General features: G+C 34.2%; 20 protein-coding genes. 1 reads left to right on the plus strand and 19 read right to left on the minus strand.

Annotated elements, in window-relative coordinates; all coding sequences use genetic code 11:
• Nucleotides 1-44: 44 nt before the first annotated feature.
• The 18 genes from SJY30_RS13345 to SJY30_RS13430 all read right to left on the minus strand — a co-directional run bounded on the left by SJY30_RS13345 (nt 45) and on the right by SJY30_RS13430 (nt 17,563).
• A complete protein-coding gene (locus SJY30_RS13345) occupies nt 45-1,265 on the minus strand; it encodes a TCR/Tet family MFS transporter (RefSeq protein WP_396632658.1) in 1,221 nt (406 codons plus the stop codon).
• Between the two features lie 141 nt (nt 1,266-1,406).
• Complete coding sequence (atpG, locus tag SJY30_RS13350) at nt 1,407-2,270, minus strand: ATP synthase F1 subunit gamma (protein ID WP_036151010.1); 864 nt, start codon at nt 2,268-2,270, stop codon at nt 1,407-1,409.
• Between the two features lie 30 nt (nt 2,271-2,300).
• On the minus strand, nt 2,301-2,639 hold the full coding sequence (locus SJY30_RS13355; protein WP_133671324.1) for a four helix bundle protein: 339 nt from the start codon (nt 2,637-2,639) through the stop codon (nt 2,301-2,303).
• 24 nt (nt 2,640-2,663) lie between these two features.
• Nucleotides 2,664-4,241: a F0F1 ATP synthase subunit alpha gene (gene atpA, locus SJY30_RS13360; RefSeq protein ID WP_036151008.1), complete on the minus strand. Its 1,578-nt coding sequence runs from the start codon at nt 4,239-4,241 to the stop codon at nt 2,664-2,666.
• Nucleotides 4,242-4,259: 18 nt separating this feature from the next.
• A complete protein-coding gene (locus SJY30_RS13365; RefSeq protein ID WP_396632659.1) occupies nt 4,260-6,158 on the minus strand; it encodes a hypothetical protein in 1,899 nt (632 codons plus the stop codon).
• The gene (atpH, locus tag SJY30_RS13370; protein ID WP_396632660.1) at nt 6,158-6,697 is read right to left on the minus strand and encodes an ATP synthase F1 subunit delta; all 540 of its coding nucleotides are present in this window, start codon (nt 6,695-6,697) and stop codon (nt 6,158-6,160) included. The genes SJY30_RS13365 and atpH overlap by 1 nt, the downstream gene beginning before the upstream one ends.
• Nucleotides 6,698-6,705: 8 nt before the next feature.
• Complete coding sequence (locus SJY30_RS13375) at nt 6,706-7,206, minus strand: F0F1 ATP synthase subunit B (RefSeq protein ID WP_036151002.1); 501 nt, start codon at nt 7,204-7,206, stop codon at nt 6,706-6,708.
• Nucleotides 7,207-7,295: 89 nt separating this feature from the next.
• Nucleotides 7,296-7,490 carry an ATP synthase F0 subunit C gene (atpE, locus tag SJY30_RS13380; RefSeq protein ID WP_027065438.1) on the minus strand — a complete coding sequence of 65 codons (195 nt, stop codon included), beginning with the start codon at nt 7,488-7,490 and terminating at the stop codon, nt 7,296-7,298.
• 38 nt (nt 7,491-7,528) lie between these two features.
• On the minus strand, nt 7,529-8,707 hold the full coding sequence (gene atpB, locus SJY30_RS13385) for a F0F1 ATP synthase subunit A (protein ID WP_396632661.1): 1,179 nt from the start codon (nt 8,705-8,707) through the stop codon (nt 7,529-7,531).
• Nucleotides 8,708-8,797: 90 nt separating this feature from the next.
• Nucleotides 8,798-9,190, minus strand: coding sequence for a DUF6168 family protein (locus SJY30_RS13390; protein ID WP_396632662.1), 393 nt, complete (start codon nt 9,188-9,190; stop codon nt 8,798-8,800).
• Between the two features lie 3 nt (nt 9,191-9,193).
• Entirely contained in the window at nt 9,194-9,421 is a 228-nt protein-coding gene (locus SJY30_RS13395) for an AtpZ/AtpI family protein (protein WP_396632663.1), read from the minus strand.
• Entirely contained in the window at nt 9,399-9,815 is a 417-nt protein-coding gene (locus SJY30_RS13400) for a polymer-forming cytoskeletal protein (RefSeq protein WP_396632664.1), read from the minus strand. Before SJY30_RS13400 ends, SJY30_RS13395 begins: the two co-directional genes overlap by 23 nt.
• A gap of 3 nt (nt 9,816-9,818) precedes the next feature.
• Complete coding sequence (locus tag SJY30_RS13405; RefSeq protein WP_396635331.1) at nt 9,819-12,329, minus strand: tetratricopeptide repeat protein; 2,511 nt, start codon at nt 12,327-12,329, stop codon at nt 9,819-9,821.
• A 340-nt stretch (nt 12,330-12,669) separates the two neighbouring features.
• Complete coding sequence (locus SJY30_RS13410) at nt 12,670-13,374, minus strand: hypothetical protein (RefSeq protein WP_396632665.1); 705 nt, start codon at nt 13,372-13,374, stop codon at nt 12,670-12,672.
• Between the two features lie 39 nt (nt 13,375-13,413).
• Nucleotides 13,414-14,133 (minus strand): ABC transporter ATP-binding protein, encoded by a 720-nt coding sequence (locus tag SJY30_RS13415; protein ID WP_396632666.1) that lies wholly within the window; start codon nt 14,131-14,133, stop codon nt 13,414-13,416.
• Between the two features lie 54 nt (nt 14,134-14,187).
• Nucleotides 14,188-15,657: a DUF5687 family protein gene (locus SJY30_RS13420; protein ID WP_396632667.1), complete on the minus strand. Its 1,470-nt coding sequence runs from the start codon at nt 15,655-15,657 to the stop codon at nt 14,188-14,190.
• Nucleotides 15,658-16,657: 1,000 nt separating this feature from the next.
• Nucleotides 16,658-17,011 (minus strand): hypothetical protein, encoded by a 354-nt coding sequence (locus tag SJY30_RS13425; RefSeq protein WP_396632668.1) that lies wholly within the window; start codon nt 17,009-17,011, stop codon nt 16,658-16,660.
• A 207-nt stretch (nt 17,012-17,218) separates the two neighbouring features.
• Nucleotides 17,219-17,563, minus strand: coding sequence for a transposase (locus SJY30_RS13430; RefSeq protein WP_396632669.1), 345 nt, complete (start codon nt 17,561-17,563; stop codon nt 17,219-17,221).
• A gap of 399 nt (nt 17,564-17,962) precedes the next feature.
• Between SJY30_RS13430 and SJY30_RS13435 the strand changes: the two genes are divergently transcribed.
• On the plus strand, nt 17,963-19,012 hold the full coding sequence (locus SJY30_RS13435; protein ID WP_396632670.1) for a 2Fe-2S iron-sulfur cluster-binding protein: 1,050 nt from the start codon (nt 17,963-17,965) through the stop codon (nt 19,010-19,012).
• 60 nt (nt 19,013-19,072) lie between these two features.
• Here SJY30_RS13435 and SJY30_RS13440 read toward each other — a convergent pair whose 3' ends face one another.
• The gene (locus tag SJY30_RS13440) at nt 19,073-19,846 is read right to left on the minus strand and encodes a patatin-like phospholipase family protein (RefSeq protein ID WP_396632671.1); all 774 of its coding nucleotides are present in this window, start codon (nt 19,844-19,846) and stop codon (nt 19,073-19,075) included.
• Nucleotides 19,847-19,882 lie beyond the last annotated feature (36 nt).

The following is a 19,882-nucleotide window of genomic DNA, read 5'->3' on the forward strand; positions in this document are numbered from 1 at the left end:
GATTCAAAAACTAAAGAATGTTACATCTTAAATTGAAAAAAAAATTATTCTGGATCTACATCCATTCTTTTTATAGCGGTAGATGCTAAAATAAAAGCCGCTAAGAGAAATACTGCCGCCAAAGCATATGGTGCTCCAGGAAAGTAAATTGACCCCTCAGGACGTATAAAATAATAAAACACGGGCGCGAAGATGAATTGTCCAAGTATGGCAGTAATACTAACCAGACCAGTAATCGATCCCTGTAAAATTCCCTGCTCTTTTTCAGATACTTGGTTAGAAATTACACCTTGAACCGTAGGCCCTGCAATACCGCCCAATGCATACGGAATTAAGAACGCATATAGCATCCACGGTTCTTTGGCGAAAGAAAATAAGAACATACCCACTGTCCAAAGCAGAAATCCGAATGTAATTACTTTACGCTTTCCAAACTTCTTTACAATCTTACCTACTAAAAACCCTTGTACGATTGCAACTAATAAGCCTACGACCATTAGCGACAATCCTATTTGTTTCGGAGTCCAATCATATCGCTCAATACCGTAGTAAGACCATGTAGATGGTAATGCCTGCCCTGCAAGATTAGCCAAGAAAAAAGCGGATATCAATAACAGGATACCTTTATAGTTTCTCAATGCGAACAAAGAAACACCTGGAATCATTTTAGAAAAATTAATCTGTCTTCTATTCTCTGGTGCTAAAGATTCTGGTACAAAGAAATATCCAAAAAGGAAGTTGGCAAATGTTAAGCCTGCAGCTATGTAAAATGGAAGTCGAATATTAATCTCACCGAAAAACCCACCAATACCAGGACCGATGATAAAGCCTATTCCGAATGCGGCACCTATTAATCCAAAGTTCTTTGCCTTATTTTCTTTGGTACTTACATCTGCAATGTAAGCAGAAGCAACCGTAAAACTAGCACCTGTAAATCCCGCTAAGAAACGACCTAAAAACAACCAAGTGATTGTTGGTGCCCAAGCATGAATCAGGTAATCTATACTTAAACCCAAAAGCGCAAGAAGTAGAATTGGTCTTCTACCAAACCTATCTGATATTTCACCTAACACTGGTGAAAACAAGAACTGCATACCAGCAAATGCCGTGGTCAGCCACATGCCATAGATAATAGCCATGTGATTACCCTCACCCGTTAATTCCATAATCAAATCTGGAATAATTGGAAGAATTATACCAATGCCAATAACATCAACGAGAATGGTTATGAAGATAAAGAGTAAAGCGGTTTTTTTAGATTTCATGGTCAAAGCAAAAGTCGGATAAAAAAAGTAATCTTAAAGCTATAAAACCAAAAACCCCACTTTTAGGTGGGGTTTTCAATTCAATATATTTTCAAGCTTTACATGACTTCATTAAAGTAAGTCATTAGTACAATAGAAGTATTAATTATTTAATGCTTCTGCACCACCAACGATTTCTAAGATTTCGTTAGTAATAGCTGCTTGTCTTGCTTTGTTGTATGTTAATTTCAATTGATCACGCATTTCTGTTGCGTTATCAGTTGCTTTATGCATTGCGGTCATACGCGCACCATGCTCACTAGCAAATGAATCTCTAATACCTTTATACAATTGTGTTTTTAAGGATTTAGGAATCAATTGCTCAATGATTTCCACTTTAGAAGGTTCAAAAGTATAATCTGCACTAGCGGTTACTTCAACTTCTTCTAATGGAACAATCGGCAAAAATTGCTCTGTCATTACAATTTGAGTGGCTGCATTCTTGAACTTATTGTAAACAATCTCAATACGATCATATTCACCTTCCGTAAAAAGAGCCATTAGACTCTCAGCAATATCAGCGACATTATCAAAAGTCAAGTCGTCATAAACACCACTGTGATTAGCGATTACTTTATAACGTTTCTCTAAGTAATCATTAGCTTTTTTACCAACTGCTATGAAATCTACTTGTTTACCTGCGTAAACATTTTCGACCAAATTAGTAGATTGCTTTAAAATGTTGGTATTAAAAGCACCACAAAGACCTCTATTAGAAGTAACTGAAACCACTAAAACCTTGTTCACAGCACGATTATCGGCATAAACACTTCCGGAATCACCTTCTAAACTAGCGCTTAAATTTTGCAATAGTTCAGTAAGTTTATCGGCATAAGGTCTCATAGCCGTAATAGCATCTTGCGCCTTTTTCAATTTTGCAGCCGATACCATTTTCATGGCACTGGTAATCTGCATCGTTGATGAAACCGATGAAATCCTATTACGTATTTCCTTTAAATTTGCCATTTGTTCAAGTTAAAAGTTATGAATGAAGAGTTATGAGTTTTTAATAATTGAAACTAAAATCCTAATTAACTCTTCGCATTTAATTTTCATATCCTTTGGTACATTTCTTCCAGTTGCTTCCAATATATCTAACCAATACATTGTCTCGTCTGCCTCCTTTAGAGCAATTCCAAACTTATTTTTAAAATCTTTTTTACTAACTCCTCGTTGTGCTTCTCTAGTATTAGCTCCAATACTAGTTCCGCTTCTTAACAATTGAGAAGCAAGCTCAAAATCTTTATTTCCTTTTAAAGTATCACAGTACAAAACAATATTACAAGCAAAATCAAAACTTTTTATCCTAATAGGACTTTCATTCAATTTACTCATAACTCATCACTCTGCACTTTTAACTTATTTGTATTTTGCAGAAAGCTCTTTACAAACAGAAGTCAATGTATCAGTAACCTCATCGGTTAATTTACCAGACTTCAATGTATCAAGAACACCTCTGTGCTTAGCGTTCAAAAACTCTAAATAATCACGTTCGAATTCTTTTACTTTCTCAACAGGTACATCTCTTAACAAGTTCTTAGAACCAGCATAGATAATAGCAACCTGATCTTCTACAGTATAAGGATCGTTTTGTGCTTGTTTTAATATTTCTACGTTTCTACGTCCTTTTTCAATAACGTTCAAGGTAGCGGTATCTAGATCTGAACCAAACTTAGCAAAAGCTTCCAATTCACGGAATTGTGCCTGATCCAGTTTCAATGTACCAGAAACCTTCTTCATTGATTTAATCTGTGCGTTACCACCAACACGAGATACTGAAATACCTACGTTAATTGCTGGTCTTACACCTTGGTTGAATAAATCTTGCTCCAAGAATATTTGTCCGTCAGTAATAGAAATAACGTTCGTTGGAATATAGGCAGAAACGTCACCCGCTTGTGTTTCAATAATTGGCAATGCCGTTAAAGAACCACCACCTTTTACCATTGGCTTTAATACCTCAGGTAAATCGTTCATTTCTTTTGCGATATCATCATCATTGATCACTTTTGCAGCACGCTCCAATAATCTAGAGTGTAAGTAGAAAACATCACCTGGGTAAGCTTCACGTCCTGGTGGTCTTCTTAATAAAAGAGACACCTCACGGTAAGCTACCGCTTGTTTAGATAAATCATCATATATAATTAATGCAGGACGACCCGTATCACGGAAATACTCTCCAATAGATGCTCCAGTAAATGGTGCATATACTTGCATTGGTGCAGGATCAGATGCGTTGGCAGCTACGATAGTAGTATATGCCATTGCCCCTTTATCTTCCAATACTTGAGCGATACCAGCAACAGTAGATGCTTTCTGACCTATGGCAACATAGATACAGTAAACAGGCTCACCAGCATCATAAAATTCTTTTTGGTTTAGAATGGTATCAATACAAACTGTAGTCTTACCAGTTTGACGGTCACCAATAACAAGCTCTCTTTGTCCTCTACCAACTGGAATCATAGCATCAATTGCCTTAATACCAGATTGCATTGGCTCAGTTACAGGCTCTCTGTAGATTACCCCTGGAGCTTTACGCTCTAATGGCATCTCATAAGTATCACCAGAAATAGGTCCTTTACCGTCAATAGGGTTACCTAAAGTATCCACTACACGACCAACAATACCTTCACCAACTTTTACAGAAGCAATACGTTGTGTACGTTTTACGGTATCACCTTCACCAACTGATTTAGATGGTCCTAAAAGAACCACACCAACGTTGTCTTCTTCAAGGTTAAGAACGATACCTTCAAGTCCGCCTTCGAACTCAACCAATTCTCCGTATTGCGCGTTCGCTAATCCGTAGATTCTTGCGATACCATCACCAACTTGTAATACAGTACCTACTTCGTCTAAAGTAGCGGTAGCATCAAATCCTGATAATTGTTTCTTTAAAATTGCTGATACTTCAGCGGCTTTTACTCCTGCCATTTGTTCTAATTATATATGTTATTTACAAGAATCTTTATAATACTCCAAAATTGATTTTACATCGGAAATTTCATTAAACTCCGAGTTCAATAATTCTTTAGGCATATCTGTACATGCAGAAAAATACTTCTCCAATTTTTGAGTGTTCTTTGTTTTAATTGAATTTTGAAATAAATACCCCTTATCTTCACTTGCTAATTTAATTCCAAGCCCTCCTTCAAGCGGATCTCTAAAAATTACAGCCAATTCATTCTCTTCCAAAACTTCATAAAAACCTGAGTAATTAAAAGAAATTGAGGATGTATTTTCTAAAGCGGTAATTGCATCTGGACTTACCTTAATACCTAAATATTTGGTATAATTACCATCCTCATTTAAAACAAATACTTGTTCTTCTGATTTCGATTTAAATGTTTTGTACCTAACCTTATCTTTAGCATTTAAATATTCAACCTTGGCCTCTTTTCCAAATTTGCTATCACCACCATCAATAGTTAATATGTTACCGCCGGTTGCTTTAGTAGGATCTATCAACTCTTCAAACAAAATAGTCACTTTCCCTTCTAACCTAACCCCATCTTCATCTATAGCATATCCATTTTTGCTATATATATTTACAGAGTTTTCTTTTTCTACATTATAAGCTTCTTTAGCGGCCTTCAGTCTTTTTTCTAAATATCCTCTGAGACTATATTCTAATTGATCAGCATAACCAATTTCAATAATAAAATCTAAAGCCTCATTAAAAAACTTGTCTTTATTATTATTAGGGCTAAACACCTTAGAATTAAAATTATAAACTTGCTTATCAAAAGTGGTAACCGTATAATTACCTGCGTCTATTCCTTCAAATTTTGCAATAACTTTATCTTCAACATCACCTAAAACCATAAGGTTTCGCGTTCCACCTACATTCTGTATATTTTTTCCATTTAAGAAAAATCTTCCAACATCACCATTACCGTTCGTTAACAATACCGAGCCTGTTTCATTAGTAACAAAATCTGCTCTTCTTGCCTTATTTTCAGCTTCACGCTTATTGATTTCGGATTGAAGTTTATTGTATTCCTCTAAGTATCCTTCCGATAATTTTTCTCGGTCTACTGCATAGAAAGTTTCTAAATTTTTGATACCCTCTTTAGTAATTATATTGTATTTCTCTGATAGTAATCTTGCTAAATCCTTTTTAAGGTTTAAACCACCCCAAGCAGACATATAATCCATCTGCAACTCCGATTCTCTATTTTCAGAATCTTTAACGACAAGCCATTTTTTAGAATATACTTCTGGTATAGTAAGAGCATTATAAGAAACCCTTAGCACTTCGTCACTTTTAAGGTCAGTATACGTATAGACACCTTGATTTTCACTTACACTTACCACAGGCTCTCCATCAAATATTATTTGATTCTTTTTTAGTTTTACTTTACCAGCAAAACCTTCATTAAGCCCTTTCATATCTACACCACCATTTCCAGTAGCATCAGCTTTATATTTACTAGTCCTTTCTTCAGCAAAAAAAGCTTCTACATTTTGAGTATTCAAGCCTTCTGCTGAAAAAATATCATAGGTCTTGGTTAAAATTTCGGCTATAATTTTTGCATGACTCAAAGACATAGATATCATACTGTAGTCTACTACATTCACTTGCGGATAATTTTTAGACTTAATTGTCATCCAGTTGTATTCAAAAGGTCTAGTAGAGCCTTTTGCAATATCCACATCGACAGTCATAATTTCTGTACCCGAAAGATCCTTTACAACGTAGATAATTTCTTTTTTATCCACTGCTTGTATTAGACCAACTTCAATATTGTCTATTATTATTAAATCTTTCTTTACTTTAACTTTTTGAGCATTACTCACAAAAGAAATAGTAAAGAATAAAAGAAATAAAATTTTAGATATGCTTTGCATTATAGACTATTTGAAAATTCTCTTTTTAAATTATTAAGCTTGTTGCTAACACTAGCATCATACTGCAAATCTCCTACTCTTAAGATGAAACCTCCAATAATACTTTCGTCAACCTTACTTTCAATGGTAACTTCATTACCGGTAAGTTCTGCAACTTTCTTTAATATTTTCTTTTCCATTGCGGCATCTAAAGGTACTGCTGTTGTAACGTAAGCTACATCTTTACCTTTTTGTTGCTCATTAAGGATAATGTACTTCAAGGCAACATCGTTTAACATTCCTAAACGCTTGTTGTCTACCAACATGTTAATGGTTCCTTCTGTAATAGAATGACTGCCCTTGAAAATTTCAAGTAAAGCATTCTTTTTCACAGTACCGGAAACCACCGGACTAGCCAATACATCTTTAAGTTCTTTACTATCTGAAATAGTAGAGGTGATGGAACGCATATCTTTCTCAACAGCATCCAAGGCTTTGTTCTCCTTGGCCATGTCCAATATTGCCTTTGCGTAACGTAATGCAGCTCTAGATTCGCTCATTATTTCTTTTAGTTAAGTTTTATATCGCTCAACATTGTATCTACCAATTTCAATTGCTTGTCATTGCTAGATAAATCTTCTTTCAATACTTTTTCTGCTATAGCTACAGATAATTCTGCAACCTGACTCTTAATGTCAGCAACAGCAGCTTTCTTTTCGCTTTCAATCGCAGTCTGTGCTTGCTTCAACATTTTATCGCCTTCTAGCTTCGCTTGCTCCTTAGAGTCTGCGATCATTTTTTCTTTGATCTCACGAGCTTCTTTCAACATCGCCTCACGTTCAGCACGAGCCTCTTGAAGCATCTTCTCATTATCAGCCTGTAAGTTTTGCATGTCTGTACGCGCTTTATCAGCAGCAGCCAATGCATCTTCAATACCAGCTTCTCTTTCGTTCAAAGAGTTTAAAATTGGTTTCCAAGCAAATTTTACCATTAAGAAAATCAATCCTAATAATAATATTGTTTGAACTATAAACAAACCTGGTGAAAAATCGTTCAATAAAACTTCCATATCCTAATCTTTAAAATCTAAATCAAATAATTAAAAAACATTTCCTGTAACCAACCGTTACAGGAAGATGTCTTTGGGTTTTCGTGTTCTTATTTTCCTAAGAACAAAGCACCGAATGCTAAACCTTCTAAAAGTGCAGCTACGATAATCATCGCAGTTTGAATTTTTCCTGCCGCTTCTGGTTGACGAGCAATACCTTCCATTGCTTTACCACCGATTTGACCAAGACCTAGACCTGCTCCGATAACGATTAAACCTGCTCCAATTAAATTGTAAGTTACCATACTAATTGATTTATATAATTAAATTAAAAAAACTCTTATTAAATGAAGTCCGCTCTTACATCTTCTGTATCGGCTACTTCGTGACCCGCCTCATCATGCTCATGATCGTGGTCGTGTTCTGCTACTGCCATACCTATAAACAAGGCTGAAAGCGCAGTAAAAATATATGCTTGCAAAAAGGCTACTAAAACCTCAATAAGCGTAATAAAAAATGATAATACCAATGATAGACCCGTAGCCCCCGCTACACCTAAACTCTCTTTCAATGTAAACATAATTGCAATTAAGCTCATTACTACAATGTGACCTGCAGATATGTTTGCGAATAAACGCACTAACAATGAAAATGGTTTAATGATAAATGCACCAGCTAATTCTATTATGGCCAAAATAGGTTTTACGAATACAGGTACACCTGGCATCCATAAAATATGCATCCAATAATCTTTATTTCCACTTACCGTATAAATAATCAATGTAAAAATAGCTAAACAAGCAGTTACTGCTATTTGTCCTGTTACGTTAAAACCGAATGGGGTAAGTCCTAACAAGTTCAACACCCAGATAAAGAAGAAAACCGTTAATAGGTATCCTGTAAACCTTCTGTAATGCTTTTCCCCAATATTAGGTCTAGCAATCTCATCTCTTACATAAAGTACCAATGGTTCTAACACCCTACCAAAACCAGTAGGTATTTTCTTCTTTCCGTATTGTTTCGCCAATGATGAAAAGGCCAATAACATAAGTAAGCCTACCAACAACACCCCAACAACACTCTTAGTAATAGAAAAATCTAAAACTTTGTGTGCATTTGTTGCATGGTGCTCTTCATCAAAATTTACTGAAGATGCCCCAGCATCCAATTCATATATTTTACTATGAAGTTTTACGAATTTAGAACCGTTTCTCTCAACAATTACATGTCCGTTATCATCATGGTGAAATTCTGATGACATAAAAGTTGCCAAACCATTGCTTGACCAAAGAATAACAGGAAGCGGAAAACCAACATGCTTTCTTTCTCCTGAATCACCAGTATAAGAGAACAAATGAAAATCATGAGAATCTTTAAGGTGATGTAAAATATAGGCATCTACCTCTTCTTTACCACTTACCGCGCCTTCTGTTTCAGTATCGGATATAGCGAAACTTTGCAATGAAAAACAAAGTATTAGAAGTTGTAATAAGGTTTTAATCGTATTTGAAACTTGCATCATTAGTTCTTTATCAAAAAATTTAGCTCCTAGAAATTTTGCGCAAAAGTAGTTAATTATTGCATAAACCACCCAATTTTAAAGCTTTAAAATTTAGAGTCTTTTTTTGCGCATAATTTTTGAAATAAAAAACACTTCTAGAAACAAAAAAATAATTACCGGTATAAGCAGCGCACCCCTATATATTTGAGGCATAATCAGTTCACCTAAAAGGTAAGGATAGAACAGTGCCGCAAAAATCGTTATCTTAAAAACCAGTACACCCATATACATAAAACCCAGCTGATCAAAAAAAGAATTGTTTTTTGAGACGATTAAAAAAATGATGACCAACACAAGAGAGAACACAAAGTGAAAAGTGTATGCCTTGACCAATAGCGAACCAAAATAAGTTGGTGGATCCAACAAGGCAAGATTTTGAAGAAAATAAGAAGTCGCGCCCACAACAGTGAACACGACTATATATAAAATGATATTTTTTAGCAACGTTTATTTATTTAGCGCCATAACTTTCTTTATGACTAAATAGATGGACAAAAATACAGCAAGTAATGTAAATGCGTCCTCTAAAAACGTTTTTTCAAATTTTTGATCTAACCACTCCCCTAAAAGATTGCCCAAAAATATAGTGACACCCATTTGTATAGCAACACCAGATAAGCTTGCGGCATTTCTTAAAAGTTCAGAATTATCGTTACGAGGCTTTTGCGGCTCCATTATTAGATGATTTAAAACCTGCACCAGCAGCTTTACCACCACCCATTGTACAAGAGGCATTAAATGTAGCACCTGGCTCAACAGCCAACTTACTTACAGATACGGTACCTTCTATAACTGCAGATGATTTTAAGGATAAAAGATCAGACACTAAAAGTTCACCGTTAAAGTTACCTTCTATATCTGCATTTACACATTCTACTTTACCATGTATGTAGCCATCTTTACCGATCACCACTTTACCAGAGGTTTTTACATTACCATCTAGCTTACCGTCGATACGAAAATCTGCTTCAGATATGATATCTCCTTTAATTTTGGTGTTTTTCTCTATTCTGTTAGGTTGGCCTCCTACTTCATTCATAGCTCTAGGTTTTTGTTTGTCTGAAAACATTGTTCACGGTTTTGGGGTTAAAAGCGTATTTCTATATTCGATTATATTCTTGTGTACTTGTACAATCTTATAGTTCTCCGATAAAACTACAAAATTCTCATCAGCAACAAGGTAATCCTTATTATTTTTTAGTAGCTCGGCATACCCTAGGGCAAAATCTTTAGATTTAAATCCGTGTACCACTACAAATTGGTCTTCTAGGTTATAAATATCTCTAGAGACTATATTTTTATATTTAAGATCTATGATAGATTGCTCTAAGAGTTCCATCAATTTTAAAGCCTTTTCATTATTGCTTCTTTTAAAAGGGAAAACTACTTTCCAGTTCGATGTTCCTTTGGAATCTGTTTCTGGCGAAAACTCCTTTTGTTCTAACTTAGGAAGCTGCTCTGCAATCATCTGTTCCGCCTTTTTACCCTCTGGATTGTTAGGATATGTCAGCGCCACATAATTCAATGCTTCTTTAAAAGGTTCAAAGCCTTGAAGTCTACCAATGGCATTTGCCTTCAACATTTCAAATTTAGGAACAATAGGGTCACCGGTAAATCTATTAATATTCTCTTCTGACCCCGTAATTACCTGTAAATATTGTTGCTCTTTATATTGTTTGAACAAACTCTCATAGCGTTTCTCTGGGCTATCGGAACTATCTGCTAATACCGCTTGCGGATTCAATAAAATCTCAGCATATCTAGAGTCGGCATGGTTCGCAATAATATCTGCCTTCATGGTTTCTTTCAACGGACTATCAACTTCTTCATAAATCTTATAAAGATTATATTTTGAAGGAAGAATCAATCGTTCTTCAGCATTAGACGCCAATACATCTTCTAATTTGGCAGCTGCCAACAGATTCTCGTTAAACTTCTCCTTATATATTAATCCTAATTGATAGTTTGCAAAATTACGTTCTGTTTTTAAGCTGTCAATAACCGCAACATCTGTTGGCAAACGGTCCATATAATAGTCTAAAGAGAATTTCTCATCTTCACTGACTACACTTAAACTATCATTTACACCCGATGCATTTTGCAAGGCAACATTTTCAGTATTGATAACCGATTTGTCTGACCAACGCCAATCATCTGTCAATTCTCTATTGCCCCAACGATTCTTAAAATCGTTCTGACCGTATCCTAAACTGGTAATATTATAGAAATAGAATTTCCCCTTATTCTCTTTACCACCTTTACTGTTGCTAAATGCAGCAAAACCATCGGTGATTCTTGCTTTTTCTTTTTTCTGTGCAGCTTCTTTCGCCTTCTGTAATTCTTCAATATGCTTTCCAAAATAAGCCAATTGCTCATCTTTTGGCATTTGATAAATTGTAATTACACTGTCTGAATACTGAACGATGTCTTCATATTTAATAACATCTTCCAAATTATCGCGCTTCTTCTTAATAGCACGAAATTTTTTGGTGTTTTCATTAAGGTTGGTCAATACACTATCGTAATATGCACCAGCCGGCTTATAAACACTTTCATCAAAATTGTATTCTGCTAAATTCTCGTAATTCAGTGCATTCAATTTTGGCTTGTTTTGAGAAGCACGCAAAGATTTATTGAAATAAACCAAAGCCAAACTATCAGATTCCTGCTCTAAATGAAACTCAGCCAACTGTCTGTAAATACCATCTAAATAAGGTCTGTTCTCCCTATTCAGTTCCATTTTTGTCAAATACTCCAAAACCTCTTCCCTATTTTCAGAAGTGACTTGGGTATTCTTTAATTTTTCGATTTTGGCATTTATCATGTAAACACGAGGCGACTTCCTATTTAATTCAATCACCTTATCAAATGCGTAATTAGCACTGTCTTTAAAGCCTAATTGATTGTACAATTGACCTATAATATAATAGTACCTTCCTCTTTCTGGATTTTTTGTAGTGTAGTGCGATGCTATCTTAAGATTTTGCACAGCAGTATCTGGGGCATTTAGATTGATAAATGCCTGTGCCATCATTGCTCTAGCATCAGCATATTCTTGATCTTTTAAACGCTCATACTTCATTAAGCGCTTTAAATTTTTAATTGCAAGGTCATCGTTTTCTAAGCGGATGTTTACTTTTTCTCTCCAAATACTTGCCTCGTTCAACTTATCGCTTTCAGAATATTTGTTTAGTACATAATTGAAAGATTCTAATGCCGGTATGTAGCGTTCATCAAAATACCTTGCTTTCCCTAAAAGAAGAAAAGCTTCATCTATTTGTGGGTTTCGTTCTTCATCCTTAATATCCATACTATGGCGTTGAATAGCCTTGGTAGCTTTTTCTTCTGCAATAAGGAAATTAGGATTGTTGTCTTCTGAATCTAATTTTATTTCGCCGCTAACCTCTAAACGCTCTATAGGCAAGACTTCAAAATAATCATCTTGATAGGTATCGTTCAAAGTTTCTCGACCTAGCTCAAAAGCAATATTACCATTATACAAGGTATTGTATTTGGTATTGAGCGCATGCCAATTACGGTTTACGAACTTGTCTTTCTTGACAGAACATGCATTAAAAAGCATACTCGCCAAAACACCGGATAAAATAAGTTTGTTTCTAAGATTCAAAATAGTTGATCTACGTATGTATGTTTAACTTAAAAACAACCAGATTATTATACCGTTCATCGGTAAACTACATATTTATTTTTGAGCATTCTCAACATTTTTAGACTACTACAACCAAATTTTACCAACCATGTAGTTTGTTTTGAATTAAAATAGTCAAGCGAATATGAGTTAACAGCAGATAATCTGATTAAAGAGATCTTTATCGGATATTTATCCATTTTGCTACAAAACTCAGAAATGAAAAACCAACCTAGTGGTCGGTTTTTGGATTTTTACTATGAAATTTAGATAACTACTTATTGTCGATGAGTTCTAAATAGATTTCATTTTTTAAATAATAGCCATTCTTAATAGCTATTACGATTCTTGATAGCAACTCTTTAATTACCAACAAGGTATTTGCGTTAGTAATACTTCTTGTCAAATACATTCCTCCGCCCTCCAAATCCTGAAATTTCAAATCTTTAATTAAGGAGTATTTTTTATACCAAGAATAAGCATCCCTATTCTGAAGATAAACTATTATTCTTATTTCATTAGCACCTACCATGCTAAGACTTAAGTATACTTGTTTATCATCATTTAGATATAAATTAAAAGCAACGATTTCATTTGAATATAACTTATACAAAGCATCATCAACAAACTGAGTCTCAAACGAAATAGACTTATTTTTAATCTGTAATAATGCTTCCAGTTCCTTCTCCGTTTCACGAATTCGAATTTCATAGACTTCTTTGAAGTCACTTGATTTTCCTTGTTCCGTAATCTTAGTTTTATAATATTCAATTTGATCTTTTACTCTTTGAATTTTCGGGAACCTTGAATCTTGCAATGTTAAAATAGCATCCAACTCATTTTTAAAGTTGCGTAAAGCAACCACATCAAATTCAACCTCATTGTACAAATGCATTTTTAGATTTTCATCGATTTGAGCCTGTATTCTAATAATTTCCCATTGATAATAATCAATTAACGAATTTAAATCAGAAGCCATTTATATAGTTTAAATATCTATAAATTAAGAAAATTCAATTTATTCCGCAACCGGTAGAACACTCTCTGCACCAAAGAACACCTCTAATTCTTTCAATGTTTCTGTAGATGTTTCTATGTCTTTAACCACTTCACCTTTATTTAATACTACAATACGTTCGCATACTTCAGTTACATGAATTAAATCATGACTAGAAACTAAAACGGTGACGTCTTCTTTTGCAGCAAGTTCTTTAATGATTTGCTTTAGACGAATCTGTGTAGTGGGATCCAAATTGGCAAAAGGCTCATCTAAAATGACCACTTTGGGGTTACCAATAAAAGAAGCTACAATACCTGCTTTCTTCTGGTTTCCTTTAGATAAATCTCTCAGGTATTTCTTTTGTCCTAGTATTTCTCCATGAAAAAAGTCTTGATACTGCGCTAATAATGCATCGACATCGGCTTTATTTTGACCGCGAAGGTCGCCTATAAAGTAAAAATACTCTTCGGGAGTCAAGTACCCAATCAGAAAAGTTTCATCTATAAAAGATGATGTAAATGGTTTCCAATCTTCACTGGTGTTTACCTGAACATCATTATTAATGATATGACCTGTACTCGGCTGTATTAAATCTAGCAACAAACTAAATAATGTTGTTTTACCCGCTCCGTTATTACCCACCAAACCGAAACTTTGTCCTGTTGGTATATTTAAGGATTCGATATTTAGTACTTGTTGTGAACCGAATTTCTTTGATAAATTTTCTATTGTAATCATAATCTTATTATTCTAATTTTTTAGGATGAAATGAAATGCGTCAAATGAAAAACCTTAACTCGCCTTCTCTTTAAAACCAGCAATCATTCCGTATTTCTTTTTCTTGTATTGTTCTGTTATCAACCCTAGTAAATAATTCTTCATAGCAAAACCTATAATGCCTAGAACGGATAATACTCCCACTGCTACCTCTAAACTAAAGATGTAATAAAAGATGGAAAATATGATAATAGGAACGATTAAAACTGGAACCATTACCAAAAATTGAGTAGCACTAGCACCCTGCATATTCCCAAACGGACTCTGATCCAGTTCGATTCTCTTTTTATTAAATGAACCAAAATATAAAATGACCGGTATATTAATTCCTAAGTTATATAATGCACAACCAAAATTGATGGCTAAAGCGTCCCAACCGAAGTAAACATAGGGTAGGGTCAATAAAAACATGAAAACGATACTAACAGTAATTAAGGATACTTTAGACTCTAAATATTTGCGCATGGGTATATTCTGCGACATCATCATACTATAGTAACTACTATCCCAAGCAGGAATAAATTGTCCGAAATTACTCAAGAAAATACCCGTCATGAAAATGCCAACAAAGGCTTTCATCGGCATCATACTACTGTACATATCTTGGGTGTAAAACACCAATCCGTAGAACACGAACAGAATTGAAATGTACACCTGAGACTTCGTTCTTTTATTACGCCAAATCATTTTAAGATCAAGTTGTAAGAAAGAACCCATTTCTCCAAAACGCTTTGTCCAAGACATATCTGAGGTATTTGCCTCAACTGACTTTGTTTTAAGCTTGGCATCAAGATAAATCTTATCTCTCAAGAACTTATAATTCACATAGTATATAATTCCTGCTAAAGCAATAGGAATCAAAACCGAAATTGGGTATGCATAAAGCGCATGAAAAACAGGAGCAAAAAACTCTTTTATAGAGAACACCCCAAAATAATCCAATCCATACCCTAAGACAAGAATACTACCTATTCCAATAAGAACCTTATCATTCTTATTTACTAACAAGTTCACGTAATTTATACTCAGAACAATTCCTATAATACCAACTACCCAAAGTAAAACATTGAGTACAGGGTAGCCATTAAATAGTAACACTATTGCAAACGGAACTATAAAGAATATCGTCAATAAATTATAGATAGATGCTGCTGATCTACCTAATATATAATGTGCAATGGTACTTTTCTTAACAGGAGTGGTCAAAAATGGCTTTATATCCATTACAGGAAGTTTCTGCATGAAATACCTTAAGAATAGTTCCATTAAAATCCAGTAAATGAAATATTGGCTAATGCTCCACATAGGGCTTTGATCAGGGAATATTTCTTTTAAAAGAAAGTACATTCCACCACCGGCAACAGCCAGTGAAAGTAGCATGTATACGCCGAAAAATCCCATTACTATTTTTATCCCTAGACTTTTACCAAGGTTAGAGGACCTAAAAAAGGATTTCCATTGTAATGAAGAAAAACGTTTAAACATTCGGTTGGTTTTAGTATTCTAAATATAAGTAAGAAAAATCTTGAGATTGTTACAAACAAAATTCAAAATATTCTTTAAGCTCTTATTTCATACCTTACTATATATTCAGAAAAAATTAACCGATTAATTCCTCTTTCTTCCACGCTACCGCCTGTTTAAAACTGGTGAAGGCAACAGTAAGCCATTAGCTAATTAATGCCAACTGGGACCAGTATGTAAATTATAATTTATCGATTTATACCCACTACTTACTTGGTACAGCACTCGTCACAGACGAGCGTTAGCGGGGCTCTTATGGTTATTGTTACAGTTCGAGTTGAAAGATCGCGCTAGGGTTTACTTATATTAGTGCCTTAATATGACCAGTGTGGAAATTATATTAATTGATTTTTAAACCTATTCTTACTCTGGACGGCGAGCTAAGCCATTATAACATAACGAAGAAATAAGTGATGAATAAAAGGAATTTAAAAATTGATGGACTTTATATTATTAGTTTAGTCTGTATTGTTTATTATTTCTTATTGGACCATTATAACTTTATATTTGAATTTTATGAAAAAAATAAGTATTCCATGTACCCTTCTAACGTGTTTTCTGTATTGATTTTTAGAGGGTTATTACAATATGGTCTATTAGTAGTTGGAATATGTATTTTCATAACACTAAGCTTCCTGTTAATCAAAAAAATCTCAAAGGTCCAAAAAAACTGAGGTAGAGTCTATTTATAGAAAATATACACGGTTAAGTTTCTAACTTAACCCTTTTTCGATTTCAATATTCTTTTAATTACCTTATCTACTTCCCCGCTATCGCCAGTTTGCAACAGGTGGAGACAACAGTAAGCCATTAAATAGTTAACGCCAACTGGACCAGTTTTGAAATTATATTTTATCGATTCATAACCCACTACTTACCCGGTAGGGCACTCGTCACAGACGAGCGCTAGCGGTGGAATAGCCATCAAACCTTGATTGGAATTCAGATATCTTAAAATTAATTATTTATGTTTAATATATTTAAAACCATAAATAGTACCCTGATTATAATCATACACAGAAACTTGAATTTCATTTAATAAATTAAGAATATCCTTTAAGTTATTTTTACAAAGTAAAAAATAAGTTTTCCCTAATTTTTCAAAGTGAATTGCATTTTTAAAAATATGTGACTTCAAAAACCTTTGATAATCTATCTCATTTTTTTCATCAAAAGATAACGATATCGAAAATCCAACTGGGTTAAGAATATTAAAGTCAAACTTTTTCAGTAATCTTTGCCTAGTTATTTGAATTTCAACTAAATCGTTTCTGATAATATCTATTTGAAAATTAATTTTTGGTTTTTGTACCAAAAAAATTAAATGTCTTCAATAGATTTACTTTTCTTTTTAAAAAAATTTATCATAAGTAAGTTTATCTTTTCTCCATTCTAGCTAATCTGATGTAATATGCAAATGGAGTCCCACTTCCAGTTTGCAACTGGTTACGACAACAGTAAGCCTTTAGATGATTAATCGAAAAAACCAATAGCATCTATTTCTAAAACAGTTTTGGTCATCTTAAAAGTTTCTAGCACTTGAATACTTCCAATCTTCTGGGCTAACTACTAAACCAGCCACAACAGGGTTATTATGTATATAATCTATTTTTTGCTTTATTACATTATTGCTCCACAATTCTATAGGATTGTTATGATGCTGCCAAAATTGATATTTTGAAACGTTATCTTTTTTCTTACCAGCCCTTTCGAATATCCATAACAACCATACTTTTCTGCAATATTGAATACTTTGTTCTAATATGTCAAAATAAATTTGTCTCGTAAAAACATCAATCCAATAAACAGTTGCAAAACTTATGAAATAAACTGCTGTAGGATTATAAAATTTATATTTTCTACTCATTGTTATTAAAAATACAAAAACCACAGATCTTGCAAATGTTCTTCATTTCTCATTATTTCTTTTTTATTATTTAATAATATAGACAATGCTTTGCTAGCGCTCGTTTGCAACAAGTGACCACAACAGAAAGAAACTTTATTATAAATTAGAATTATTACCATATCTCCAAGATTTTAATTGATATGGTACAGATTGCCAACTAGCTATTGTGTTCAAATTATATTTTATCGATTTATAACCCAATACTTACTCGGTACGGCACTCTTCACAGACGAGCGCTAGCAAAGTAATAATCTGAAAAGTTAAACAAAAAGGAGTAATACCGACTTTTTTGACAAATGTCATATTTTATCGCAAAAGCATGCTTAATTTTGTAATTCGATTTAAAGAAACGAATATATGTCGCATTTTCACCCATTAACGGTTAAACATATCAAACAATTGACGCCAACCTCTGTTGCCGTTACGTTTTCAATTCCGAAAGAATTGGCACAGACTTTCACCTTTACGGCGGGTCAGTATATCACCATTAAAAAAGAGATTAAGGGTAAAGAACTTAGAAGAGCATACTCTATAAGTTCATCACCTGAAAAAGATGGCATCACCATCGGTATTAAAAAAGTAGATAATGGCGGGTTCTCCAATTACGCCAACTCAGAATTAAAAGTTGGTGATACATTAGAAGTAATGGAGCCAGAAGGTCGTTTTGTATTCAATACGACCAATGACGCACAGAATATTGCCGCTTTTGCTGCGGGTAGTGGTATTACACCAATTATGAGTATTGTGAAGTCTGTTTTAGATAGTAACCCTAAGAACAAATTTGTTTTGGTTTACGGTAACAAATCTTACGAGGAGACCATGTTCTATACAGATTTGGTAAAATTAGAACTAGAATATGCCAATCGGTTTTTTGTGTATTTCACCAATAGTCAAACCCGTGAAGACAAGGCTTTATTTGGTAGAATTGACACCTCAACTGTAAATTATGTTTTGTTAAATAAGCATAAAGACGTTAATTTTGATGGATATTATTTATGTGGACCGGAAGAGATGATTCGTTTGGTACAAGATACCTTAATTGAGAATGAAGTGGATAAGGATAAAATCCATTTTGAACTTTTTACGCCTACTGAAATAAAAGAAGAATTGCCCATACAGGCAGATGGCCAAACCGCGGTTACCGTTCTTGTTGATGACGAAGAATTTGAGTTTACTATGGATAAGAAAACCATGATCCTTGATGCGGTATTAAAAGAAAATATTGATGCGCCATATTCATGCCAAGGCGGAGTATGTAGTAGCTGTATTGCCAAGGTAACGGAAGGAAAAGCTGAAATGGTTATGAATCAGATTCTGACCGATAAAGAAATTGCAGATGGTTTTATTCTTACCTGTCAAGCGCATGCTACAACACCTACTATTAAGGTAGATTATGATGATGTATAAGCTCATATAATAATCAAAAAACGGCCGGTTGATACAATTCAACCGGCCGTTTTTATTTATCTAAGAAGTAAAGACTTCTTCAAACTTTCTAACCGCGGCTTCATAGCCTATTGCGTAAGCTTTTTCAATGCCTCTTCTATCTAGCAAGCCAATATGTTCCAGTTCTTTAGATTCTAGTACAAGATGACAATTATTAATTTTTTGTCGGTTAATGGCGTAAATCATTAATCCGGTTACTCTGCCTGTCAATTGAAATGAATTGTTCAAATGTTTTTTCTCTAATTTAGAAACCACAGATACATTACTACCTATTACATAATCAACTTTTGGCAGCACAGCTTCAGACGGAAAATTGTTCATGATCCCGCCATCGGCATATAGTTCACCCTTATACTCTACAGGACTAAAAACAGGTGGTAATGCGGCCGATGCCAATAAAGGCTTTATCAATTCACCTTTATCGATAAAAAGCTCTTCACCTTTTTGCAAATTTGTAGCGACTACATGGAGCTCTCTATTCAAGGCCTCAAAACTATCATCTGGAAAATACTGTTTAAAAGAAGCTATATAACTCTCGCTATTCAATAAACCTGGTTTAGCAACAGCAAAGTAATTATATTTAAAAAGCGGTGTTTCCTTAAAAAACTTAAGCATATCTACTACAGGTTTGTCTGCCGCATACAATGCACCCACTAATGCACCAATACTACTACCGGATACCACCTTAGCCTCAATGCCAAACTCTTGCATTGCCTTAATAACACCTATATGTGCCATGCCTCTAATGCCTCCACCGGAAAGCACCAAACCAATGGACTTAGAACCTAATTGCATCTATCTAGAATTAATTTCAAAAAAAATGCCAAACGG

The sequence above is a fragment of the Maribacter sp. R86514 genome (assembly GCF_044597005.1).
GTDB lineage: Bacteria > Bacteroidota > Bacteroidia > Flavobacteriales > Flavobacteriaceae > Maribacter.

Bases quoted from the DNA above. Each gene is read 5' to 3' on its own strand.
- SJY30_RS13345 (WP_396632658.1), bottom strand. From the start codon at position 1,265: ATGAAATCTAAAAAAACCGCTTTACTCTTTATCTTCATAACCATTCTC.
- SJY30_RS13420 (WP_396632667.1), bottom strand. From the start codon at position 15,657: ATGTTTAAACGTTTTTCTTCATTACAATGGAAATCCTTTTTTAGGTCC.
- atpE (WP_027065438.1), bottom strand. From the start codon at position 7,490: ATGGTAACTTACAATTTAATTGGAGCAGGTTTAATCGTTATCGGAGCA.
- SJY30_RS13435 (WP_396632670.1), top strand. From the start codon at position 17,963: ATGTCGCATTTTCACCCATTAACGGTTAAACATATCAAACAATTGACG.
- SJY30_RS13415 (WP_396632666.1), bottom strand. From the start codon at position 14,133: ATGATTACAATAGAAAATTTATCAAAGAAATTCGGTTCACAACAAGTA.
- SJY30_RS13405 (WP_396635331.1), bottom strand. From the start codon at position 12,329: ATGCTTTTTAATGCATGTTCTGTCAAGAAAGACAAGTTCGTAAACCGT.
- atpA (WP_036151008.1), bottom strand. From the start codon at position 4,241: ATGGCAGGAGTAAAAGCCGCTGAAGTATCAGCAATTTTAAAGAAACAA.
- SJY30_RS13355 (WP_133671324.1), bottom strand. From the start codon at position 2,639: ATGAGTAAATTGAATGAAAGTCCTATTAGGATAAAAAGTTTTGATTTT.
- SJY30_RS13430 (WP_396632669.1), bottom strand. From the start codon at position 17,563: ATGAGTAGAAAATATAAATTTTATAATCCTACAGCAGTTTATTTCATA.
- SJY30_RS13375 (WP_036151002.1), bottom strand. From the start codon at position 7,206: ATGGAAGTTTTATTGAACGATTTTTCACCAGGTTTGTTTATAGTTCAA.
- atpG (WP_036151010.1), bottom strand. From the start codon at position 2,270: ATGGCAAATTTAAAGGAAATACGTAATAGGATTTCATCGGTTTCATCA.
- atpB (WP_396632661.1), bottom strand. From the start codon at position 8,707: ATGATGCAAGTTTCAAATACGATTAAAACCTTATTACAACTTCTAATA.
- SJY30_RS13365 (WP_396632659.1), bottom strand. From the start codon at position 6,158: ATGCAAAGCATATCTAAAATTTTATTTCTTTTATTCTTTACTATTTCT.
- SJY30_RS13400 (WP_396632664.1), bottom strand. From the start codon at position 9,815: ATGTTTTCAGACAAACAAAAACCTAGAGCTATGAATGAAGTAGGAGGC.
- SJY30_RS13410 (WP_396632665.1), bottom strand. From the start codon at position 13,374: ATGGCTTCTGATTTAAATTCGTTAATTGATTATTATCAATGGGAAATT.
- SJY30_RS13440 (WP_396632671.1), bottom strand. From the start codon at position 19,846: ATGCAATTAGGTTCTAAGTCCATTGGTTTGGTGCTTTCCGGTGGAGGC.
- SJY30_RS13395 (WP_396632663.1), bottom strand. From the start codon at position 9,421: ATGGAGCCGCAAAAGCCTCGTAACGATAATTCTGAACTTTTAAGAAAT.
- atpH (WP_396632660.1), bottom strand. From the start codon at position 6,697: ATGAGCGAATCTAGAGCTGCATTACGTTACGCAAAGGCAATATTGGAC.